The 23065-nt window shown below is 39.3% G+C and carries 20 protein-coding genes; 1 reads left to right on the plus strand and 19 read right to left on the minus strand.

Features of this window, described 5'->3' with window-relative positions; genetic code table 11:
- Position 1: 1 nt before the first annotated feature.
- The 17 genes from flaJ to FXV91_RS16905 form a co-directional block, all read right to left on the minus strand.
- On the minus strand, positions 2-1627 hold the full coding sequence (gene flaJ, locus FXV91_RS16825; RefSeq protein WP_229391836.1) for an archaellar assembly protein FlaJ: 1626 nt from the start codon (positions 1625-1627) through the stop codon (positions 2-4).
- A 12-nt stretch (positions 1628-1639) separates the two neighbouring features.
- Complete coding sequence (locus FXV91_RS16830) at positions 1640-3484, minus strand: type II/IV secretion system ATPase subunit (protein WP_229391837.1); 1845 nt, start codon at positions 3482-3484, stop codon at positions 1640-1642.
- A 36-nt stretch (positions 3485-3520) separates the two neighbouring features.
- The gene (locus FXV91_RS16835) at positions 3521-4237 is read right to left on the minus strand and encodes an ATPase domain-containing protein (protein WP_229391838.1); all 717 of its coding nucleotides are present in this window, start codon (positions 4235-4237) and stop codon (positions 3521-3523) included.
- Between the two features lies 1 nt (position 4238).
- The gene (locus FXV91_RS16840) at positions 4239-4712 is read right to left on the minus strand and encodes a flagellar protein FlaF (RefSeq protein WP_229391839.1); all 474 of its coding nucleotides are present in this window, start codon (positions 4710-4712) and stop codon (positions 4239-4241) included.
- A 4-nt stretch (positions 4713-4716) separates the two neighbouring features.
- Positions 4717-5196, minus strand: a complete 480-nt coding sequence (locus FXV91_RS16845) for a flagellin (protein ID WP_229391840.1) — start codon at positions 5194-5196, stop codon at positions 4717-4719.
- On the minus strand, positions 5178-5879 hold the full coding sequence (locus FXV91_RS16850; RefSeq protein ID WP_229391841.1) for a hypothetical protein: 702 nt from the start codon (positions 5877-5879) through the stop codon (positions 5178-5180). The genes FXV91_RS16845 and FXV91_RS16850 overlap by 19 nt, the downstream gene beginning before the upstream one ends.
- A gap of 75 nt (positions 5880-5954) precedes the next feature.
- A complete protein-coding gene (locus FXV91_RS16855) occupies positions 5955-6554 on the minus strand; it encodes an archaellin/type IV pilin N-terminal domain-containing protein (protein ID WP_229391842.1) in 600 nt (199 codons plus the stop codon).
- An 11-nt stretch (positions 6555-6565) separates the two neighbouring features.
- Positions 6566-7225 carry an archaellin/type IV pilin N-terminal domain-containing protein gene (locus tag FXV91_RS16860; RefSeq protein ID WP_229391843.1) on the minus strand — a complete coding sequence of 220 codons (660 nt, stop codon included), beginning with the start codon at positions 7223-7225 and terminating at the stop codon, positions 6566-6568.
- Between the two features lie 873 nt (positions 7226-8098).
- A complete protein-coding gene (locus FXV91_RS16865; protein WP_229391844.1) occupies positions 8099-8911 on the minus strand; it encodes a protein-glutamate O-methyltransferase CheR in 813 nt (270 codons plus the stop codon).
- Positions 8902-9564, minus strand: a complete 663-nt coding sequence (locus FXV91_RS16870; RefSeq protein ID WP_229391845.1) for a chemotaxis protein CheD — start codon at positions 9562-9564, stop codon at positions 8902-8904. Before FXV91_RS16870 ends, FXV91_RS16865 begins: the two co-directional genes overlap by 10 nt.
- Entirely contained in the window at positions 9561-10163 is a 603-nt protein-coding gene (locus FXV91_RS16875; protein ID WP_229391846.1) for a chemotaxis protein CheC, read from the minus strand. Before FXV91_RS16875 ends, FXV91_RS16870 begins: the two co-directional genes overlap by 4 nt.
- On the minus strand, positions 10156-12930 hold the full coding sequence (locus tag FXV91_RS16880) for a chemotaxis protein CheA (protein ID WP_229391847.1): 2775 nt from the start codon (positions 12928-12930) through the stop codon (positions 10156-10158). Before FXV91_RS16880 ends, FXV91_RS16875 begins: the two co-directional genes overlap by 8 nt.
- Positions 12920-13972: a chemotaxis response regulator protein-glutamate methylesterase gene (locus FXV91_RS16885; protein WP_229391848.1), complete on the minus strand. Its 1053-nt coding sequence runs from the start codon at positions 13970-13972 to the stop codon at positions 12920-12922. Before FXV91_RS16885 ends, FXV91_RS16880 begins: the two co-directional genes overlap by 11 nt.
- A 13-nt stretch (positions 13973-13985) precedes the next feature.
- The gene (locus tag FXV91_RS16890; RefSeq protein WP_229391849.1) at positions 13986-14348 is read right to left on the minus strand and encodes a response regulator; all 363 of its coding nucleotides are present in this window, start codon (positions 14346-14348) and stop codon (positions 13986-13988) included.
- Positions 14349-14365: 17 nt separating this feature from the next.
- Positions 14366-15166 (minus strand): CheF family chemotaxis protein, encoded by an 801-nt coding sequence (locus tag FXV91_RS16895; protein WP_229391850.1) that lies wholly within the window; start codon positions 15164-15166, stop codon positions 14366-14368.
- Positions 15163-15642, minus strand: coding sequence for a chemotaxis protein CheW (locus tag FXV91_RS16900; protein ID WP_229391851.1), 480 nt, complete (start codon positions 15640-15642; stop codon positions 15163-15165). The genes FXV91_RS16895 and FXV91_RS16900 overlap by 4 nt, the downstream gene beginning before the upstream one ends.
- 88 nt (positions 15643-15730) lie before the next feature.
- Positions 15731-17728, minus strand: coding sequence for a methyl-accepting chemotaxis protein (locus tag FXV91_RS16905; protein ID WP_229391852.1), 1998 nt, complete (start codon positions 17726-17728; stop codon positions 15731-15733).
- Positions 17729-18430: 702 nt separating this feature from the next.
- On the opposite strand from FXV91_RS16905, the gene FXV91_RS16910 reads away from it, so the two are divergent.
- Positions 18431-18901, plus strand: coding sequence for a hypothetical protein (locus FXV91_RS16910; protein ID WP_229391853.1), 471 nt, complete (start codon positions 18431-18433; stop codon positions 18899-18901).
- Between the two features lie 178 nt (positions 18902-19079).
- On the opposite strand, the gene FXV91_RS16915 is transcribed toward FXV91_RS16910, so the two are convergent.
- Positions 19080-21095 (minus strand): PAS domain S-box protein, encoded by a 2016-nt coding sequence (locus FXV91_RS16915; RefSeq protein ID WP_229391854.1) that lies wholly within the window; start codon positions 21093-21095, stop codon positions 19080-19082.
- A 636-nt stretch (positions 21096-21731) separates the two neighbouring features.
- Entirely contained in the window at positions 21732-22916 is a 1185-nt protein-coding gene (locus FXV91_RS16920; protein ID WP_229391855.1) for an AAA family ATPase, read from the minus strand.
- Positions 22917-23065 lie beyond the last annotated feature (149 nt).

The following is a 23065-nucleotide window of genomic DNA, read 5'->3' on the forward strand; positions in this document are numbered from 1 at the left end:
TTTATACACCTGCTGCTAAATTATCAAGTGCGCCATTGAATGAAAAGGCCATTTCCACTAAAGGAGGAGTTATAATCATCAGTATCCCTGAGAGGATAAATATAGATATACCGTAATAGACTGCTAAGTACATTGGTCCCCCTTTTACAGCAACAATTGCTAATATGTTAGCAAGAGTTAGAATAATAATTACTATTACAACAAACTGGCCAAGTAATTCGACAGGAACCCCGCCAAATATGCCTAAATTCATGCCACCCATTCCGCTGGGCATAAGATCTCCAAGTTCCCCGTTATTAGTCTCAAACTGGGCAAAAAGGGTCGATATGATAGTAGAAAAGATTGTCAGGATCTGCCCTATGAAAAGAAGAAGGGCAACCATTGCTACATGCAGAGGTATAACAAGACTGGTAAATCCTTTGGATACGCGTTCCCTTTTCATTCTTAGAAGAACCAGTTCAAGATTGGAAGAGCTCACAAGCTCTCCTACTACTCCTGCATTACCCCCGAAATTTACAGCATCTACAAAAACATTTGTAAATTTGTAGATCAAATAGCTGCCCGTCTCTCCGACAAATCTCTCCCAGCACAGTGTAGGGTCCAGCCCGGCTGCCAGTTTCTTATAGAGCTCCTGACTCATTTCTTTAAGCTCGCCAAGGTTTTTTGGATCGATCTTTATAAGCGCTTTCGGAACTGTCAGACCGGAACCACTTACAATAGATCCTAAGCTACTTATAAAAGTTGTATAACATTCATCCCTTTTGTTAATTTTATCAATATCTCTATTTGCCGCAATTCCAACAGGCAACATAATAACTCCTGCAAGAATCATTCCGACTCCTTTAATATCAATGAAAAAATCAAATGAACCGATAAAAGCCGGTATAATGGTAAATATTATAACAGCCAGAGCGGATAGAACAAGTGTAAGAGGCATCCACTTATGGATGTATGCCTGCTCTTTTGATTTTATGCTTAAATCGTGGACTTTAGAATCTTTAGGAGAAGATGAAAAGAGTAATCCTACCCCAAGAAAAGCCATAAAAAATATAATAAACATTGTGGAATAAAGCGTATCCGCCGGGTCACCAATATTGTATAAAATTACTGAAAGTAATATAATTATAGCTACAAGGGATGTAGAGACAAGCAATGCTGTGTAAGCGTTTGACCATTCTTTGGTGGTTTCAAGTTCTCTTTCGAACTCGTCTTTTCTTTTGGTCTTAAACAATTTCCATTCTTTGGTGAGAAATTCATTATCAGGTTCTCCTGCAGCTATAGCGTTTGATAACCTGTTAAGAAGTTCCCGCATTCTTTCGTGACTTACTTTTGTGGATATGAGTTCACATGCATTGGCGTAATCATAGTGCCAGTTCTGGGCCAGTTCTCTAATTTGACCAAAGTATTTACTTGGACAATATTCTTTCTTATCAGATATACTTGTGAATATTTTGTCTCTTGTCAGGTTGGCAGTTGAGATTGACGCCATATAAGTAAGAGAAAAAAGCAAATCATTACTCATATAGAGTTCTTTCTGGTAACTTCTGAGTTTACGAGAAAACCAGTCTAAAATGGAGTTCGAATTAGACCTTTTAGTTAAAACGTTTTTTGTTTCAGAGACTTCCATCCAGATCACCATTTAGAATTGAATCCTCAGCATGCCATGTTTTGTAATCTTTGCGACCGTATTGAAAAAGTCGTAATAATTCACAATTCCTTCATTGCTTAATCTCTCCAGTATTTTTGCTCTTTTTTCAATTTCATCGTAAATTGCTTTCTTTTTCTTGCCAGGAATTCCAAGCCTTGTAGCGATTTTATTTTCAAGGATGTATGAACTTCCCATAGCACTGAAAATAAACGAGTCAGTAACAGGGTCCCAGGAAAAGGCTTCAATGAATGAAATTCCACCTTTATCCGGATTGTATCCGAGAACCTCATTTATACTGAGGACTCTTCTCACAAGTTTACCATCCGGTCTCCGGACCGCAGATTGGATTATGACAAAGTTAAGGTTATCCACATACGTTTTAGGAATGTTTATAGGGTCAGCTGTAAGTCTCTGGATCAATTTTTCTACGTTTGCAGCGTGGAAGGTTGACATGACAGGGTGTCCGGTCTGCATTGCCTGGAATGCTACATTTCCTTCAACGCCTCGGATCTCTCCTACGAGGATGTAATTTGGCCTCTGCCTCAATGCTGCTTTGAGGAGGTCGAACATTGTAACATCCGAACCGCTGCCTTCCCCTATTCCTCCACCCCTTGTACTTCCTCTTGTCGTTTCTCTGGTCCAGTTTTTATGAGGAATCTGCAATTCAGGTGTATCTTCAATTGAAACCAGTTTGGAATCAGGATTTATAAATGCGGTAATACCATTCAATGTAGTTGTTTTTCCACTTGCGGTTTCGCCGCAGATAAAACCGCTCATTCCTTCGGAGATCAGGATCCACAGGTAAGCTGCCATCCTGTAATCCAGGGTTCCACCTTTTATAACCTGAAGGATACTGAACGGAATGTCAGCGAATTTTCGTATGGTGAAATTACTCCCGTTTTTACTGATATCGTCACCAAAAACAATATTAATTCTTGACCCGTCCGGGAGTGTGGAGTCCACTATGGGGTTCTTGAAAGTTATGGGCTTTCCGATCCTTTCTGCAAGCCTGATGATATACTGGTTAAGTGCGTCATTGTCATTAAATTCAATAACACTTCTCAGACCCTTGAACACCTTATGTTCAATAAAAATCGGCCCCAGACCATTGCATGTAATATCTTCAATGTGATTGTCATGTATATAGGGGTCAAGAAACCCAACTCCGATTTTGTCCCTGAGAACTGAATATTTCAGCGCATCATACTGTTCTTTTGTCATGTACATACGATTTTTATCAGGATCATCCTTAGATGGAAATAATCTGGACCCTAATAGTTTTTTGACACCGGAAGTAGAATTGTTAACCTGCTTTTTATTGCCTATTATGCAAATAGCATCCAGAGATTCTTTCAGTATCCTTTCTTTTTCATCCAGATTTTCAGGATCAAACTCAATCCCTGTAAGATGATCTACAAGTTTTATTTCTATTTCTTTAATGAGCCGCCCAACTCCGGTTAGAAGTATGGGCTCAATAGGAATATAGAAATCCCTTATGTCGTTTTTGTTTGGATAAATGTGCACATAGATCTGGTCGTTGACCTTGTAGATCAGATTGGGGTCCTCTATATCGCCGTGTTTTGATTCCAGCTTGGGAACATATCTGGGTATACCCATTGTGTCTATGGGCAGGATATGAAGGTATTCCAGAAGATGAAGGTTGCTTTCAACCTCTTTTTTCATTTCCGGAGGGAGGAGCTTGTAAAGGTTGCATGTTTTAAGGTTTGAATGGTCATGCCCATCATATTTTTTTGGTTTAAACGGAAAATTGGTATATACCCCTGCATTAAGTGCACGGCCATCTTCAAGACTCAGCTTTTCTTCAATACTATCCATGTCAACCCCATGCGCAGTTAGTTGTTTTAAATTATTTTATACTCTGGCCTGTGATATTGGAATTATCTTTAAGCCGAATCCAGGCTGGACTTCAAAACTCACTATATTGCCTGTGCTTTTCTTAGCCCCTCTTATTTTTGAAACTTCCATAACACTGATGTAGCGGTCAGTGAGCTGTTCTTTTCTCAGAAATAGATGACAATCACATGAAGACCGTATTCTGACAAGTGTGTCCTCTTTGAAAGCGTGTTGATGCAAAGTGATGAAGATTGTGTACCCTTTGTCACACAAATTTTTCAAACTTGTGAGGAATTCAAGTATATTATCCTCATCAGAGTAAGTCGTAAACATTGTGAGGGAATCAATTATAATTACTTTTTCTTTAATACTTTTAATATGATTTGTAACAAGGTGCAGGGTTCCTTTCATTTGATCGGAAGTCCATTCGACACCTTCGAGATGAACCGGAAAAATCGTGAAATAGCCCCAGCTGTAAAAATCCGAGATATCGAGGCTCAGACTTTCCATTTGAGCCAGCATGCTCTTAACGGTATTCTCGGTTGAATAATAGGCTATCCTGTAAAGCTGATTCAATCCGCCATACACCATTTGCTGGCAGAATACACTCTTCCCGGTATCGTTTTCGCCTTCAATGAGCACAAGAGAACCTAACGGGATGCCCTCACCTAATTTTTTATCGATTTCATCATTGCCACTTGAAATAATGCCTTTTTTATCCTCTGTTTGTCCCATTTTATTCACCTGCCACATGTTCTGCGGAAGAGACGATACCGTTTTCCGTGATAATTTTTACAATAAAACTGTCATTGGATTCAAGCTCAAGTAATAATTCAATGTTAATGCTTTCATGAGGGTCCAGAATACGGGGGTTTAGAAGATCATTATTATAGGTTATATCGTACTGAGATTCATTCAAATAAGACACCTGACCCTCTTTCACCAGGATAACATCCCATAGTCCGAAGTTACTTAATTTGGTTTCACCTGTATTTGCAACTGTGAAGCTGGTATGATTAGTTGAAACGTTAAACCGCATATTCTGTATTTCAATACTGGTTTGAAGCCTATCCATCATTGTTTGATGGGCTGAAACGTATCCGTTATAAGAAGATTCTACAAGATTATTAGCCCCCATTGTAATAGTACCTGCAACAACCAGAATCGTTCCGATCACAAAGAACGCGACGATTATTGTATCAAGGCCCATAATATCACACCGAGAACGTGTCTGATGTTGATACCCCATTGTAAAGGAAAAAGGTAATTTTATAAATGTCACTCGGCAGGGCATCAAGCTCTATTGCTGCCTTAATAGTTTCTCCACGATTCCAGGTGTCCCCGTCCCCATTTTCAAGAGTGTATTCCCAGGATGGATTTGAAGCGGATTCAAATCCAGGATTCCAGTAGTTTGAAGAAGAAAGAATGAAGATGTCACAATATTGTAGCTGTGAAAGGGGCACATTTGATGACCCTACGTTTTTTATCCAGACGTAAACAGTACTGGTGTTTCCATCAGGGTAAATAAATATGATATCGATATCTGTTTTGAACTGATCTTCCATATTACGTGCAACGGAGCTATAAGATTCTGATAGACCATATACAGAAGGAAGTATGGCATTAACAAAAGTCACTGCAGCTATAACACTCACTATTACGAGTATTGCTGAAGTTATGACTTCCTTTGCCATGCGTTCTTCACCGTATCATTTTCATTCAAGACATAATCCAGTACCTTTGAGTCAAGAGACAGATCATCCGGATTAAGTATATGATAAAGTCTGTACAGGTCCATTACTGCGTCATCAAGATTGTTGTTTTTGGCAAGGATCTCAATGACTCTAAGAATAATTTCCTTAATATCACCGGGAATATATCCCAGGAGAGAGAATACTTCAATTAATTCCTTTATGGCATCATGGTCATATTTCCCCACCATGTCCTTGCTCCAGACAATAGTCCTGTAAAAGGACAGGGGATCAATAAGTTTTGAATCATTCCTTTTAGGCAGTTTCTTAACAGCCTGCCTCATATCTTCAAAAGGATTTTTTGGAATCTGCTCCATTTCCAGATCTTCATCATCAGGTTCGTCTTCTATTATTTCTTCTTTTTTTGGCTCTTCTTTCTTACCATCATCAGCAGGTCTGGGATTTATTATGGCCCCGGAAATATTAGCAATACCCTGAATATTCTGGAAAGGATTTTCAAGGACCCCCATCGTTTCCCTTATGTCCATAAGGAGATTTTTTATAGAGCCTTTGATCTCAGTTACCTCTTCTTCAAGATTTGCAACTTTGGATTCTATAGTATCGCTTTCAGCTGTAGCCACAATTTTATCAATTATTGACTGGTCAAAGGATTCCCCACTCATCATATCACCAAAGCTATAGCATTTTCAAAAAAATAAAAGACAATGGCACTCAGAAGAGTGTCCATTATCACTTCAATTTTAGACGAGTGTCATAATTGCACTAATCGATGGAGGTGCCTGCCTGTGAATGGTATAGGAAGCGCCCTGAGGTGGCTTGATTTCAAGCTGGAACTCATCGTTAGGTCCTATAGATGCAGTAGCTGCAGCAGCCACAGCATCAAGATCAACTGTTATATCGAATTTTTCAGCTTTGTCTATAAGATCATCAGTATTAGCGTTATACTGGCCTGTTATAGCAAAGGTGCTTAAAGTAGCAGGAGCATCACCAAGTATCAATTCAGTTGGTGGGATATCCGGAGCGGAAACAACTATAAGAGTTTTAGCCATATCTACGGATGAACCGCCTGAAGTGAGTTGCAAGCACAAAGTGAGAGTATCAATTTTAGTAGGAGTGTCGGGATCGTCAGCTTTAGCAATCAAATCTCCACTTAATTCAACACTGCTGCTCGCCTGCTGTACACCTGTATGCACAACTTCCTGACTTTTCTGGGTTGTATAGAAACCTGCTCCGAGCATGACGTAGCTGAAGACTGCAGCCACGACCACAAAGGCCACCAGGACAATTGCTGCTTCAAGTCCAGTGAACCCTTTTTCATCTTTTACAAATTTGTTCCACATTACAGATCACCTCAGTAAACCGGATAATAGTTGTCCGCGATAAGTGCAGCAGGCAATGTTCTTGAAAGAGTTAGAACTGCGCCCTCTGGGGGCTTTAACTCAATCTTGAATTGTTCATTTACAGTAGGTAAAGTCTTCTCAGTACTAGTCGAAATGAGTTGAGTCAAATCTATTACTACCTTATACTTTTCACCTTTTTCAAGCAAATTATCCTCATTGGTGGCAATCACAGTCTGATACACCCATCCATTTGTAATTGTCCAATCTGCAGGAATGGCAGCTACAGGCCCTTTAATATCAGGAAGTGGATCAGCTGGACTATTATCGGCAACATATTCCTTTGTTACAAAATCATCGTCATCTGTATAGGTAAGAATTGTCTTATCCAGGTCTACAGCTGTTCCGCCGGCAGTGTTCGTTACATAAAATGTAATCTGACTTGCCTTACTGGCTGCAGCTCCTTTAACGATTATATCTCCTGAAGGTGCAATGCTGCTGCTTGCCTGCGTTACACCTGTGTGTACGACTTCCTGGCTTTTCTGAGTAGTATAGAACCCAGCTCCCAACATGACGTAGCTGAAAACTGCAGCTACGACGACGAAGGCTACCAGCACGATTGCTGCTTCAAGCCCCGTAAACCCTTTTTCATCTTTAATTAATCGATTCCACATTATAAATCACCTTAATATAGTGTGACTATTATAACAGTAAATAGAATATCAGTTAATATTATAAATGTTTCGGCTGTTAGAGGGTTAACTTTATATAAAATTTAAGTAATAAAGAGAGACTTTGAAAAGATTTTGATCTGCAAAACATAGGATTGCAGATATTATTTAGAGAATATTTGAGACATCATATAGATTGATTGATATTGTTTTTTAGTACAAGTAAGGTTTCAATGTAGAAAAAAAATTCCAATATTTAGTATTAATGCGAACAAAAATAGAGAAATTGGTTATAATATAATTTAGTAAGTATTTAGTCAAAAAAATTATAAAGTTTTCAGAAAACTAATTATTAATATAAAAATAATCTCTTCTTTGAGCATTTAGAGAGGCAATTGATTCTTTTTTTCCGTTATTGCCGCGACATATAGACGAAAATACTATAACCAAAGATAAATAAAAGAATATTATTACAAATTCTAGAGATAGCTATTCACTGTTACCAATAAAATATAAAGTGCTTCAATATATAGTCAGAAAGGTGAAAAATATAAATCGGCAGACATTTGTGCATAGAAGCTCACATATTCAGTATATATTCTTCATAAAATACATTCAATGCCATTTTGAAGGCATATATAAAGTAAAAAGTTTCAACAAAAAAGAAGAAAAAAGATCTTATTCAAATAGATAAAAAAATTCAGACAAGTAAAAAAATTACTCCAAAATTTCATTTTAATTCGAGAAAATAAATAAATAAATAAATAAGTAAATAAATAAATAAATAAATAAATAAATAAATAAATAACCTTCTAAAATCGATGGCTTATCTTTACGGCTTTAAAAATAAGAAACCAGTTTAAGATAACCAGCAAGTTATACTTTTTTGAAAACTTTCTCTTTCACACTGACAGGAGTAAACAGTTCCCTTATTTCAACGGGTAAAGTTTCGGACTTGCCAACAATTAGATAACCGCCATCTGAAAGAGAATTATAGAAATCATTTAACATTTTTATTTTTTGATTCTCGTTAAAATAGATCATAACGTTTCTGCAGAATATGGCATCAAAATGTTTTGAAATCGGAGGTTCACTGGTAAGGTCATGTCTCTGAAATCTGATCAATAGCTTCCGGATGCTTTTAACTTTGAAGTCTTCCCCTGCAGGCTCGAAATACTTGCGTGTAATGGAAGGGTCCATATTTTTTAGTTGCTCTTTACTGTAGATTCCCCGGGAAGCTCCTTTCAGGCACTTTTCGTCAATGTCCGTTGCATAGATGGAGACGCTCCAGTCTTCCGGCAGAACTTCTTTTGAGCAGATGCCAATTGAATAGGGTTCCTCTCCATAAGAGCAGGCTGCACTCCAGAACCTGACTATATTGCTTCTGGACTTTTTTTTCCTTTCCATTATATCAGGCAATATTTCTTCCCGGAAAAACATAAACGGAGTTTTATCCCGCATAAACTCTGTAACGTTTACCGTAAGGGAATTTATAACCTCTTTCATCTCGCTTTGATTTTTTTCCAGAAGCCCGGAATAAGTTGCATAGTTATCTGCACCTACAATTTTCATCCTCAGGTCGATTCTTCTTCTAAGATAAGTATCCCTGTACCCGGTCAGAATAATACCCGATGATTTCGAAATTTTTCGTACAAGAAAGTTAAAGTCATCGTCAATATTTACAACCACAGTACTTCCCCTTTAGTATATTTGACAATCATGCTGCCGTCTGCCGGATTAAAAATAACATTCCTGCCGACTTCCCCACCCACATCTTTTGCAAGAATCGGGATATTTCTTTTAATCAGAGTTTCTTCAACGGATATTGCATTTCTATCGCCAATTTTGAGAATGTCCAGGTTCATATGCTTAAAAACCTGGGCTCCTCCTGCAAACTTTGCAGTAATCCTGTTTTTCCTTGCCCCCATTTTTACCATATCTTCAAACATTTTTTCTATGGCTGTTTCTGCATACTTGGTTTCGCCGTTATTTGAAGCCCCCGGGAGCAGCACGTGCGCTATTCCGCATAGGCCTGTTGAAACATCGGAAAGAATAACGCCAATACAGGAGCCCAGACCCATTACTTTTAAGAGGACATTTTTCCCGATCTTGTATTCTCCTATCCCGGCAGATAGTTCTCCGTCCAGGTTTTTAATGTTCAAATTTGATCTGGTGCCCATCAGGTGACTTTTTGCAGCATCAACCATATCACATGACCGGCAAGAATCCTGAAATGAGCAGGTATTTGAAAGTGAACAAAAAGATTTCACCAGTACATCCCTGCTGGTTAAAAAAATCACTTTCCCACGTTCATTCGAGACGAATAAAATACTGCTACTCATAGCTGTCCCAGGATTTTCATCATATCATCAAGCAGACAGGGTTCCGGAAGCATAGCCAAATAAATCTCTATATCCGAATCAGAGCTGAGAGAGGTCTCAAATAGAATTATATGATCGCTTTTCCTGGCCATTTGCGAAACTACCGAATCAATGACTGCCGTAGGTACGTCTACTGCGAAATTCGGAGGGGACGGGAGTAATATAATGTCCATAAAATCAGCTGATGCATCACAAAAAGAAGAGGATAAAATGTTCCCGACCTCCATAATTGTGGACGCATACATTTCCTCATCCAGCTCTTCCAGACCGAATAAATCGCCTGCAATTTTTCTTGCCGACTTTTCGGGGAACATAATATATAGATATCCGGACCTTTTTTCTTCGAGGTCCTGCAGTGCTATGATTACCCCTGCAACAACCTCGCCAATGAATTCACTGGAGAGATTTTTTATTTCTCCGATCTTAACCTTCGGAACTGAGAGGAAGACGTCCTTGTTAAGTAATTTAGAGAGAGATGTTGCAGCATGCCCGGTCCCGATATTCCCGAGTTCCTTTAAAACATCCAGTTCCACTTCACTAAGATTTTCCAAATCAGTCATCAATATCACCCTTTATAAGCATTGAAACATCTATAATCGGTATTACACGCCCATCACCCAGAATTGTGGCACCGATAAATCCTTTTGAATTTGAGAAAGTGGTTCCCAGTGGTTTAATGACAATTTCTTGCTGGTCTATAATCGAATCAACTATGAGGCCAATTTCCTCATTTTCTTTTTCAACAATTATGGCGATTTCTTTATCTAATTTATCACATTCTACATTGAAAAGTTCTTTCAGCCCTACAGTTGGTATCAGCTTATCCCGAATATAAAGCACAGGAGTTTCTTTAACGAGCTTATAATCACTGCTATCAACACTCAAAGCTTTCACAACGTTAGCAATCGGGATCGCGTACGTCTCGGACCCGACCTCCACTAAAAGAGATTTTATTATAGCAACTGTAGGAGGCAGATCAATTCGGATTCTGGCAAACTCTCCTTTCTTTGAATATACCCTGACCTTTCCTCCCAGTTTTTCAACAGCAGTTTTTACCGCATCCATGCCCACACCCCTGCCAGATATCTCTGTTGGGGAATCCTTTGTCGAAAAACCCGGAGCAAAAATGATCATCCGAATTTCTTCTTCACTGAGGTTTTCTACATCAAATGATGATAATAAGCCCTTCTCAACAGCTTTCTTTTTTAATACTTCAACATCTATGCCTTTACCGTCATCTTCAATCTCAATTATTACGTTGTTTTTCTCTCTTCTGGCGGAAAGTTTTATGTGTCCCACTTCACTTTTTCCGGCTTTTTTCCGCTCATCAGGATATTCTACACCGTGGTCAACGGCATTTCTCACCAGGTGAACCAGAGGATCACTAATTTCATCTAAAATCGTCCTGTCCAGTTCCGTATCCTGCCCTTCAATTTCAAACTCGATATTTTTGTTGAATTTTCTACTTAAATCCCTTACCATACGTGGAAACTTACTGAATACTCTCTCAATTTTTACCATCCTTATTCTCATAACTTCATCCTGCAGGCTTGAGATTGATTTATCCAGAGTCCCGGTTGCTTCTTCCAGTTCAGGCAAGTTATATTCCTGAGAGATCTGAAGCAAACGTCCTTTGTTTATAACAAGCTCACCAACAAGATTCATTATATTATCAAGATTGGAGGTCCTGACACGGATAGTTTCCTGTCTTTTTGTTTCCAGCGGTTCTTTTGAGGATGTTACCGATTCAGAGAAGTGATTGATTGGGCCTTTTTCCAATTCTCCGATTTCAGGGACCTCCTGTGTCTTTAATCCCTGAATACGGAGATCTTCAGAGTCCTCTACCAGAGATTGGATTTTATCTAATCGAAGCTCTTGATCGAAAATACTTTTATCAGGAATACTCTCATCAGAAATACCTTTATTAGAAATACCTTTATCAGAAATACCTTTATCAGAAATACCTTTATCAGGAATATCCTTATCAGGAATATCCTTATCAGGAATACCCTGGTCAGGAATACTCTTACCAGGAATACCCTGGTCAGGAATACTCTTACCAGGAATACTTTCATCAAGAGATTTTTTAGAACTTTGCTCTGAGATCCGGTTTTCATCCAGTTTTGACTCTTGATCAGGAATTGCAGAATTTATTTCAGAGTCGTTTTCTAAAACATGAATTTCCTGTGAATTAGGTCCGTCAGGAGAAGAGCCCTTGCATTTTTTCTTTAGAAGTACTCCAGCAGATTCGGTTATTTTGAAACAGTTTATTGATTTACTTATTCTGCTTAAAATGCAACGCAGTCTTGCTGCCAGACTGTATATACAGGAGTGAAATGTATCTAATTTGTTTGTGGATGAAACAGCTGTTTCTGACATCATAGCTGGAGCTGAGGGGGCATCTGGTTGAGATTCCTCTGAGACAGAATTATTAAATTTGTCATATAAGACAGAACTATTAAATTTGTCATATGAGGCAGAATTATTAAATTTATTATCAGAGAAAGAATAATCACATTTAGTTTCGTCATTACAGTCAATATTAAAGGGTTTAATTTCAGAAATATTAAATTGTTCAATTTCTGAAATTCTATCCATTAGCCCTTCAACCTCATCGCTTTCCCCTGAAAGGAATACTTTAAAGTGACCATCAAAGTTTTTATCCATCTCATTTTCATCTGGCTCTGTTTTAGCTAATTTACTTATATCTTTGAGAGATTCTATGATTAACGCTGCTCTCAAACCTTTCATGACACAGTCATTAGCAAGAATTATATCCAGAACAAGATTGCAGTCATTCGGATCGCAGGCTTTCTTATTTTCTTTTTTTTCAGGGCATTCAGAGTTTGTAGAAGTATTTTCTTCTGATTGCTTCATGGATACTATTTTAGGAGATAAGACCTTATTTTCCAATGGTAGTATACAAAGAGGCTCCTGTCCACTATCCTTCGTTTTTTCGTAACTTTCAAAAGCTTCCAGAAGGTCATCTATTTTTACACTATCATTATCTGCGTTTTCTATTTGTTTAACAATGTCCATGATTCGGTCAACTGTCGAAAGCAGAATGTCAACCAGTTCACCATCTATCTCTATGTCCCCATTTTTTATGCCGCACAGGACCTCTTCCATGCTATGGCACAGATGTTCAAGTGATGTATATCCGAGAAATCCAGCCATTCCTTTTATTGTATGGGTTATTCTGAAGATTTCATCAATTGCAGCAGCGTCTCCATTTTCCAGATCCACAAAAGATTGATTAAATACATCGAGACACTCGTATATTTCCTGAAGGAAATCGCTTTTATAGGCTGCCATATCACTTTCCATTGCATTTCACCTCCAACCTGCTCACAATTTCTTCAGGGATCTCAAAAATGGGTTTCACAACATCAATAGCTCCAGCTTCTATTGCAGCTCTTGGCATCCCAAAAATAACACAGGTGTCTTCACTGCACGCAATTGTGGAGCCACCTGTATCTCGTATTTTTTTAAATCCGGAAGCACCATCATTTCCCATACCTGTAAGGATAGAAGCAACTATATTTTTTCCATACACTTCTAACATACTTTCAGCCGTTACATCAACCGCGGGCATTACAGCATGGACCGGCTGGCTTTTAATGAGCTTTATTCTTGTGACATCCAGAGCCTTTCTAACGGTCATGTGGTAGCCGCCCGGTGCCACATAAACAACACCTGCCTTTACTTTTTCATTATTTTTGGCTTCCTTTATTTCCAGTTCCGACAGAAAATTCAATCTTTCTGCCAGCTGCCTGCAAAAATTACCTTCAGGCATGTGCTGGACAACAAAAACCGGGGCAGGCAAATCTCCGGGTAGCCTGGGTATCACCTGTTCAAGAGATGAAGGGCCACCTGTAGATGAGCCAATCAGAATTCCAAAATCCCCGGAACATTTCCATTTTCCCCTGACGACCTCTCCTTTAAATTTCTTCATATTAAGTAATCTTAAGATGTTCGGGTTTGATCTGTGGATATTTTTTATTTTTTCAATAATTTCGCTCTCTACTTTACTTACTTCATGGTGGGATTCGGATTTTGTAACAAAATCTATTGCCCCGAGATGCAAAGCTTCTAATGCCTCTTTTGAGCCCTCGGTAGTCAGAGTGCTAAACATGATGATGGGAACCGGATCCGTATTCATAATGGTTTTAACAGCAGTCAGCCCATCCATAACTGGCATGTTAACGTCCATTACAATAATATCAGGGTGTAATGCTTTTGACTTTTCTACAGCTTCTTTTCCATTACACGCATCTCCGACTATCTTTATATCCGGGCTGCTGGCAAGCATGCTTCTTATTGCCATCCGCATGAAGGCAGAATCGTCAACAATAAGAGTACGGATCATACTACCCCGAAATTCATTCACCGATTACTTTCTTAATCTCTTCGATGACTTTAGGAGCCTGGAAAGGTTTTATAATGTAGCCTCTTGCCCCCAGTTTTATGGCTGTCTTTACTATATTCTCCTGCCCGATGGCAGTACACATCACAACTTTAGCGTCTTTATCAATGGACTTTATTTGCTTTAATGCGTCAATTCCTGTCATCTCTGGCATGACAACATCCATTGTAACAACATCCGGTTTGAGCCCTCTATACATTTCCACAGCTTGCTTTCCGTTTTCGGCTTCCCCTGCGATATCAAATCCGGCACCGAAAAGGATGTTTTTTAAAAGTTTTCTCATAAAAGCTGTGTCGTCAACGATCAATACTTTTGCCATATTTATCCCCCTAAAAATTATCTTTTAGATATTTTATCAACCATACTTACCCCGTGAGGGGTCAATTCAATTTCTTTTCTGATTTTTACAACTTTAGCCAACCCGGCATCGACAAGACGGTCATAATAACTGTTAAGTCCGTCAGTTGATATTCCAATAATATTTTCAATTGATGCAAAATCCAATCCAGAATAAATTAGAGTGAGAATTTGCATCTCGTCTTCAGACAGTTTAATCGCTGGTTTATGTTTTTCAAAAAGTCGCTGAAGATAGCTTTCAAGCATTTCCAGCGTGCTTTCCGGACAGAGAACCAGGCTTGTTACTACATTACTTTTTTCAACATGAGAAAGGACAAGAACCTTTCTCTGTTTCCCACCTACATCTCTAAGATCGGTTTTAACAGACCCGAGATTTTCAATTGGAATTCTCTTCTGGTTTTTAGAGGACAAAAACCAGAATCCTTCATCTGTTACACTGAAATACCCTTTTTCCCATTGTGCATTCGATGAAACAACGCCGCCAACAGTAGCAGATGACAGGAAAAACACTGCAAACTTGTCTGCTTTGAGATTAAATGCAATAAATTTGAAAACCTGGTGATGAAGATTTGGAGGAAGTTTAAGTATGAATTTTCCCTCTTTTTTAATCTGGATGCAATTAACGCCCTCTACATCAATATCTTCCAGATCTTCTATTTCCCCGAGAGGGATGCTTCTCTTGCCTATAATAAGACTGCTGTCGGTCACTACAAGTCCTACATCCACCCATCCGCCATCGTAAGTTTTAACAGGAGCTCGAAGGTGGATTTTATCGGTCATCCCTTTATCTCCTTCAGCTCTTCTTCACTGAACAACTCTTTAAGGTCCATCAGTGTAAGAAGCCCGTTCTCAAGTTTCCCCACTCCCTTTAAAAACCTTGAATCGTCTCTTAAAGCCAAGAACCTGGGTATCTCCTCGATATTCTGGGAAGATAGGTATTTTACTTCACTGACACTGTCAACCATCATTCCTATCGTGGCGTTATTGTATTCAACAACAATAATCCGAGTATTTTCATCGTTTTTCTTAGCTTCTTTGCCAAGTCTTTTCCTGAGGTTGATAATGGCTGCTATCTGCCCTCTGAGGTTTAAGACTCCCTCTACAAAGCCAGGTACATTTGGAATTCTGGTGATTTGAGTTGGCAGGATAATTTCCTTCACCTGGGAAATTTCAACTCCATATCTTTCCTCTCCAAGACTGAAAACAATTACCTGAATAGTATTATCCACATTTACAATCTGACTATGATAACTCATTTTAGATCACCTGAAGGCTGATAAAAGTGCAGAATACTAACCGCAACATTCCGTTAGCCCTGAAATCAAACAGCTCTGAATTCGACATTCAGTATATTCTAGAACTCTTCTTCCTATCGAAATGCTGTGGCTTTCCAGAAGAGGGTTGATTGTTTTTCTTTTCTCCCGAAACATTGAAATTTTCCAGAAGAATGTCAACTGTTTTCTGGGCAAGCTCGCTGACATTYTGTACCGAAGTGCTTACCTGCTGCATGGCAGCTGTCTGTTCTTCGATAGCAGCAGAGGTTTCTTCACTGCTTGCTGCATTTTCTTCAGCTGTGGATGCGGTTTCACTGATACTTTTCTCAATATTTTCAATCTTGGCCAGACCTTCATCTGCAAGCCTGTCCAGTTCAATAAGCATGGAGTTTATGGTGGCAACGGCAGTGGCAATTTCGTGGCTCTTATTCAAAGCCTGTTTAATGTTTTTGCTTCCGGTTTTAGCCTGGACATCCGCTGCATTAATAGCTTCGGTCACTTTCTTGGTCTCTTTCTGGACGTTTGTAACAATCTCATTTATTTCATCAGTACTTTTCCTTGAATCGGCAGCAAGTTTTCGGACCTCATCGGCAACAACGGCAAATCCCCTGCCGTATTCACCGGCTCTTGCGGCTTCAATGGCAGCATTCAATGCGAGAAGGTTGGTCTGGTCAGCAATAGATTTGATTTTCCCTGTAACAGCACCTATGTTGTTGACAGCATCATCCAGAGAGTGAACTATGTTTCCGAGTTTGAAAATTTCTGCAACAAACTGTTCCACTCCTTCCAGAGCCATGTTGTTGAGATCCTGGGCTTCTTCGCTTGTTTTGCCTGCCTGGGAAGCGTAGCTGGAAGATTTGGTGGAAGATTCGCTGAGCTTTTTGAAAATTTCTTCGGAAGCTTTTATGTCAGAAGCTGCTGTGCCTGCATGCCTCGAAAGGTTCTCCGAGCCGGTTGCGATCTGTTCTGCTGCAGTTGAAATCTGTTGCATGCCGGTATTCATCTGGCCGACRGCTTCTTCCGATTGCCGGGCTTCTTCAAGGGTTGTGAGCATGTCTGCAAGGATATCCTCAATAACTGATTTCAGGTTAATAACAAGCCTGTTGAACTCGTCAAAGGTGTCACCAAAATCATCGTCCTTGATCTTTTCCAGATGAGCGTCAAGGTCCCCCTCACTGATTTGCCTGATGCCTCCGCCAAGCTCCTTCAGACAGCTATTAGTATAATTTAAAAGATCCTTTACTTCTTTTTCTCTGTCTTTCATCTCGGTCATGTCAGTTATGACAGTGAGGCTCCCAGCAATAACGCCATTCTCATCTGTTATTGGCACAGCTGAGAGGACTGTGAAGAGTGGTTTATCTAAAGCCTTAAATTTGAATGACTTTTCAAGATTGTAAACACCTTCTCCGGTTTCCATCACTTTCTCAGCAAGCGTTTTTTTGGAATTTGTCTCCAGTAATTCGGAAGGGGATTTTCCGACTGCTTCGTCCATATTTTTAAACTTACAGACTTTCGCAAAGTAATCATTAATGTATTTTATTTTTCCAGAAGAATCTACGTAAAGTGCAAGTGACGGAGCAGGTATACTGCTGACAATTACCCTTTGAGATTCTTCTCGTCGTTTAACCTGCAGAGTTACATCCAGAAATGTACCGTCAATATAAGCCATGTTTCCGTGATCATCGTTCACCAGGCTAGCCTGCTCCTGAATGAATACTGTCTCGCCATCGGATTTTTTGATTCTATATTCAACCTGATAAGGGGTTCTGTTTCTTACCGCTGTCTCTATAACCTTATCGATTACAGTAACGTCCTCCGGAAAAACAATATCTGACCAGGATAACCTTTGAGAAATAAAATCCGTTGTAGAATAACCGGTGAGTTCTTCCACATTTTTATTTATGTAACGTATAGGCCACGAAGAGTCATTCGAGATTCTGAAAACAGTTACTGGAAGATTATCTATTATCCAGCTTATCTCTTTTGCTGCCAGGCCTATACCTTCAACAAATTTTTTACCGGAGTCTACCGACTCCATCTGTTTTAAATCGGCATCTACTAAAGCCATAAGCAATCTAGTCCCTATTTAGATATATAATAACTATGATTATAAATGCAAGGAGTATTTAAGTGTATAGGGGAAGTACAGGAAATCTTTAACCCTCCATTAAGAACATAGACTGAGTAAATATTTATAGAAAGAGAGCCTATTCTAAGTATGTTTCAACTTGATACCGAATCAAAGGTATTAGCAATCTGTATACTTATTCTAATTACTTATATTGTATACAGGCTCATTCCGACCTTATAATAATTCCGACCTTATTATAATACTGTTCTTATAATAATTCTGATCTTATAATAACACTAAAAAGCATTCAGCTAAATGTATTACTTTTTCTAATAAGTTAATTACTTTTTTGACAATCACATTTCTTTTATAAGTAGTATTTACTATCGCCAGATAGGTATACAGTGCAAAATCAAAATTCGAAACGTACAGGAATTGAGAGAGTTCACTGAGTTGTTTTCCTCTGGTCCCGAGTATTCTTTAAATTCCCTTGGATAACCAGTAGAGATTCTGATTACAAAGAAATCCTGGCAATTTAGAAGATTGAGCTATCTCATCATGAATTCTGGCGCAAAAATCAATCCCGGAACTGAAGAGAAAAACCGAGAGACCTGCATATTACTGATCCGTGAGTATCAAGCAGGACAAAAATTACATAATTACCTGAAAGCATAGTAGGAGATAGGGGGAGTATATTTTATGCCTACTATAAGTGAAATGTATCCTGTTCCTGCTGAGATGAAGAAGCTCCATGTGTTTCTGGGAGAATGGAGTGTGGAAGGAACTATTAAAACCGGGGGCAGCGTGATGAGACTGAAAGGGGAATGGAATTTTGGCACAGCTGCAGGTGGCTGGGGCCTGAAGTCATCAAATAAGTTTGAAGTGAAAGAACTTGGTACCTATGAGCTGGACAACTTATTTGGCTTCGATAAGGAGACTGGAAGACTGCATATCTATAGCATCACCAATATGGCAGAAACACATGACCATACGGCTGCCTGGTCTGACGAAAATACGCTGAAAGGGGAATATGACGGGCTCAAGGACGGCAAAAAATTTCGGGAAGATTTTACAATTAAGCTGGTGAGTCCTGAGGAGATTACAATTGATTATGTAGAGAAGGTAAATGGGCAGATAGATTCGATTATGAATCTGAAATTAAGGAAGTAATCCTGGGGACAGCTGAAAGAGACAAATCAGGCAGAAAGAAATGAAGAAAGGGAAGATAAAGAGGGAAAAACAAAGGGGGAAAGAAATTGAGAGGGAAAAACAAGGAGGGAAGAAATAAAGAGGGAAAAAATAATAGAAACTGTTTAAATTTCAGGTTCTTAAAGTCCTGATCTTAAAGTCATTTACTGTAGTCCTGCGCAGTAAATTCGATGATGAACTCTGTCCCATTGTCCCTGTTAAGCTTGACCTTTCCATCCAGCTGGTCTATAAGGACATGTATGAGTTGAAGCCCCAGGCTGTCAGATTTTTCGATATTGAAAGTTTCGGGAATACCCACTCCATTATCAGAGATGGTAAGAATAAACCTGGTATCTCCTTCCAGACCTTTGTTTTTTCTTTCATGCAGGGAATTACTCTCAAACTTTCCTGGATTTTTCCTTACAAGGCTGATACGAATCTCTCCGGGTTTTCTATCCGGAAAAGCGTACTTCAAGGAGTTGGAAAAGATCTCATTGATGATAATGCCCAGCGGGACTGCAGTGTCGATATCAAGGAGAACATTTTCTTCGAGATCCACGTACAGAATGACTCTGGAATCACCAATTTTGTAAGTTTCCAGAAGATTTTCAGCCAGTTCCCGAAGGTAGGTAGAGAAATTCGCATCATTCGTTCCCCTGTCCCTGTAAAGCTCTTTATGGATAAGAGCAATTGACATTATTCGGTTCTGGCTTTCTCTGAGGATTTCTTTTACCTGTTCATCGTCCAGATTATCAGCCTGGAGGTCAAGCAGAGATGAAATTACCTGCAGGTTGTTTTTTATCCTGTGGTGAACTTCTTTTTTTCGAGCCATCTCAGCCTTTGAAAGGGTTTCTTCAGCTTCTTTTTTCTCAGTGATGTCGTATATTAGACCATTATATACGTCCTGCTTTCCGTCTTTGCCCGGGACTTTCCGATAAGTCTCATGCACCCATTTTATTTTCCCGTCCCTGCACCTGATCCTGTAGTTGATCTCTCCCTGACAGTTAATATCCAGACATTGCTTTGCTTTAGTCTCTTCTTCAAGAAAGACAGGGAGATCTTCAGGTTCGATAAGTTTTGTCCATAGTCTTGAAGAGACCAGTTCCTCTTCGCTATATCCGGTTATTTCCTCAACAGCGCCATGCATGAATTTTAGTTTAAAGTCCCTGTCAAACTGGAAAGCGATTCCTTTAAGATTATGCACAAAAGAACGGTACTTATCCTCACTTTCCTGGATCTTCTCTTCAGCGATTTTCCTTTCAGTGATATCTTTCATTGCACCGAGAGATCTGACAGGCTTACCTGATTTATCCGTAAGGTAAATACCATTGTTTTCCAGATAGATGTATGATCCGTCTTTTTTTCTGATCCTGAACTCTACCCGGTAGCTTTTCCCATTCTTCCTGGTTTCCATAAATTCTTTTATCACAGGGTCCCTGTCAGCGGGGTGGATATTTTTGACCCAGGCATCTCTGCCCATATTCTGGAATTCTTCTTTACAATACCCCGTAACTTTTTCTATGGCACCAGACCAGCTGCCCTCATCCGTTGTTAAATCAAAATCGTAAACTAGCTGTCCGGTCTGCTCTGTAACAATTCTATATTTTTCATCATCTTTTTCAAGGGCGTTTTCCGATTTTCTAAGTTCGGTAATGTCCTGCAGAACAGTAACCAGTCCTTGAATTTCCTCATTTTTATCATTGAAAGCAGAAAGGTTTACAAGAAAAACCCTTTTTATTCCATCTGCACATTCTATTTCCTGCTCAAAGGTCCTGGCACCTTCAGAAGCGAGGGATTCCATATCAATGCGGTCCCATTCGTCAAAGGATTGCTGGAAATAGCCTTCGAAATATCCTTCTTTTATAGCAGTTATTTTCTGAGCTTTTTCATAAATCTTTTTGGCTATCTCGGGCCTGATGCATCCTATAATTTCTTTGGCCGGGAGCCCAACAAGTTTTTCAAAAGCCCTGTTTACGAAAAGGTACATGCCGTTTTTATCCTTACATACAACAGGATTTACCATTACATTGAGAACTCTATTAAAAAAGAAATTTTCCTGCAGCATATTCTCGAATCTGTGATTTCCATAAACCTGACTGCAGAATTTAGGCGTGCTTTTAATATTTACAGTGCTTTTATTCTCCTGCTTGTCGAATCCATGACAGCCTTTTCTCATTTTTGTTCCTCTATCTCCCACCGACCATAAACACTTAAAAGATAATTAATATTCAGGTTTAATGCCCATGTTTAATATTCAGATAGCCTACCTTATCCTGATAGTCATAATATAAACCTGCGATTAAAGAAAACTTCATAAGCCTCTACAGGCTATAAATTTCCACGTTTTATATAAATTGAAGATTATTAGATCAGATAGCCTAAAGAAAGATTCAATAGTATGATTTATTAAAGGCACTAATAATACTTATTTTTAATCAGCTAAAGAAAATACATGAATGAAGAAATCCGCCGGGGCAATCTTCAAGCCTTCGATACATTATCAGAAGGCTTAAAACTCTCGACCTACCTGGCAGGGGACATAAAAATGTTTGAATATATTGAGTAAGATGTAGGTACAGGGTACTGAACTCATTAGAATTTTTTTGCTTAAATGAACAGAAGCTACTTTATAAATTTGAGAAAACATTACTCAATCCAGCAGGTTCAGAATATTGAACCTGTAGCAGAATATTGAACCTGTAACTTTCGGAATGCGGGCCTGTAACTAAACTAAGTGAACCTGAACTAGACTAAGTGAGCCTGTAACTAAACTAAGTGAACCTGAACTAGACTAAGTGAGCCTGTAACTCGACTAATTTTCTTTCCGAATATAATGATCATGAAACCCTTCATTATTAAGAGTAAGGACTCGAAGGGATTTTCCGTTCTGGTTTTCATCGCATAAATTGAACGTTCTGCCATTTTCAACCGGGAGGTTTTCAGGATTCCTGTGGCTGTGAATTTGAAATGTATTCTCACCCGTGTTTTTATTAAAACTCTCAGCAATCAGAGATGCATCTTCAGGCTCACCCACACCTTTAATCATTTGTTCGGTCCCTATGAAGACCAGGTTTTCAGGAAGGCTGCTCAGCCCTCCGTGCGTTACAAGCACATGTTTTGTATGGAATTTATAATAAATGCAAGGTACCGTTTTCCGGTATAATTCAAGGGCGTCATTCTTTGTAATTCCTGCCTGATCGAGTTCTGGCAGGAGGTATAAGGTATCTCCAAACTCTGAGATATGGGTTTGTTCTTCACCAGTCGGATTGCAAAGGCACTTTTCATTATCCCCTTCGAGCAGGACCACATTATCTCTGCACATGACTGAGATCAGGAACTTAATGACCCTGGCATTTTCAGCCCCGTCACCTGCGTAATCTCCAAGGAAAATATACAGGTCGCTGTCGTTCAGTCCGCATGCCAGGTATTTCATCAGCGCTGTATAACTGCCGTTTATATCTCCGATGTGATGAATTGTTCTGTAGTGAGAAAAGTCAGTGACTCTGTACTGCAGTTTCTCATGGAATTCGTAAGGCTTTATTACCGAAACAAATGACGGCACACTCTGCCTGCTTATTATAGAGTGCATATCTTCAATTACAGCCTCCGGCACAACCTCGTATGCAGGCCTTTTCATGTTTCTTTCTTTTGCAACCTCAAGAGGCACATCCGAAAAATCAACACAGAACGCTTTATACCTGTAAGCTTTGACGAGCTGCCTGTACTTTGCCAGATCTGCATTTCCCGCATTGGTCGCATCAAGGATTGTGAATTCCCCCTCTTCCATACGGCATTTAATAAGCGAGTAAATAAGCCCCCAGACTCTGCGGTTGATTTTCTGGGAGATTGTGGTTTGTCCGGTAACGGAGAGTACCGGAGGCTTTAAAAGAAGCCTGACCTGGTCTGAGGAAATTGTATAGGGCTCGATCCTGTTTTCTTTAACGAAAGTTGATTTGCCGGATCCGGGTATTCCTCTCAAAAATACTAAATACCTCATATGATGCCCCATAGCTAATTTTGAAACATAGATCAATCCCTATCAACAGGTATGATAATCTCTGTCAACAGGTATGGTAATCTCTGTCAACAGGCATGGCTTGAGCTAACCTGTCCAGAGACAGATAATCCTGAAATTCCAATCTTTTT

Origin of the sequence: Methanosarcina sp. DH2 (assembly GCF_020804225.1) — an archaeon.
Lineage (GTDB): Archaea > Halobacteriota > Methanosarcinia > Methanosarcinales > Methanosarcinaceae > Methanosarcina.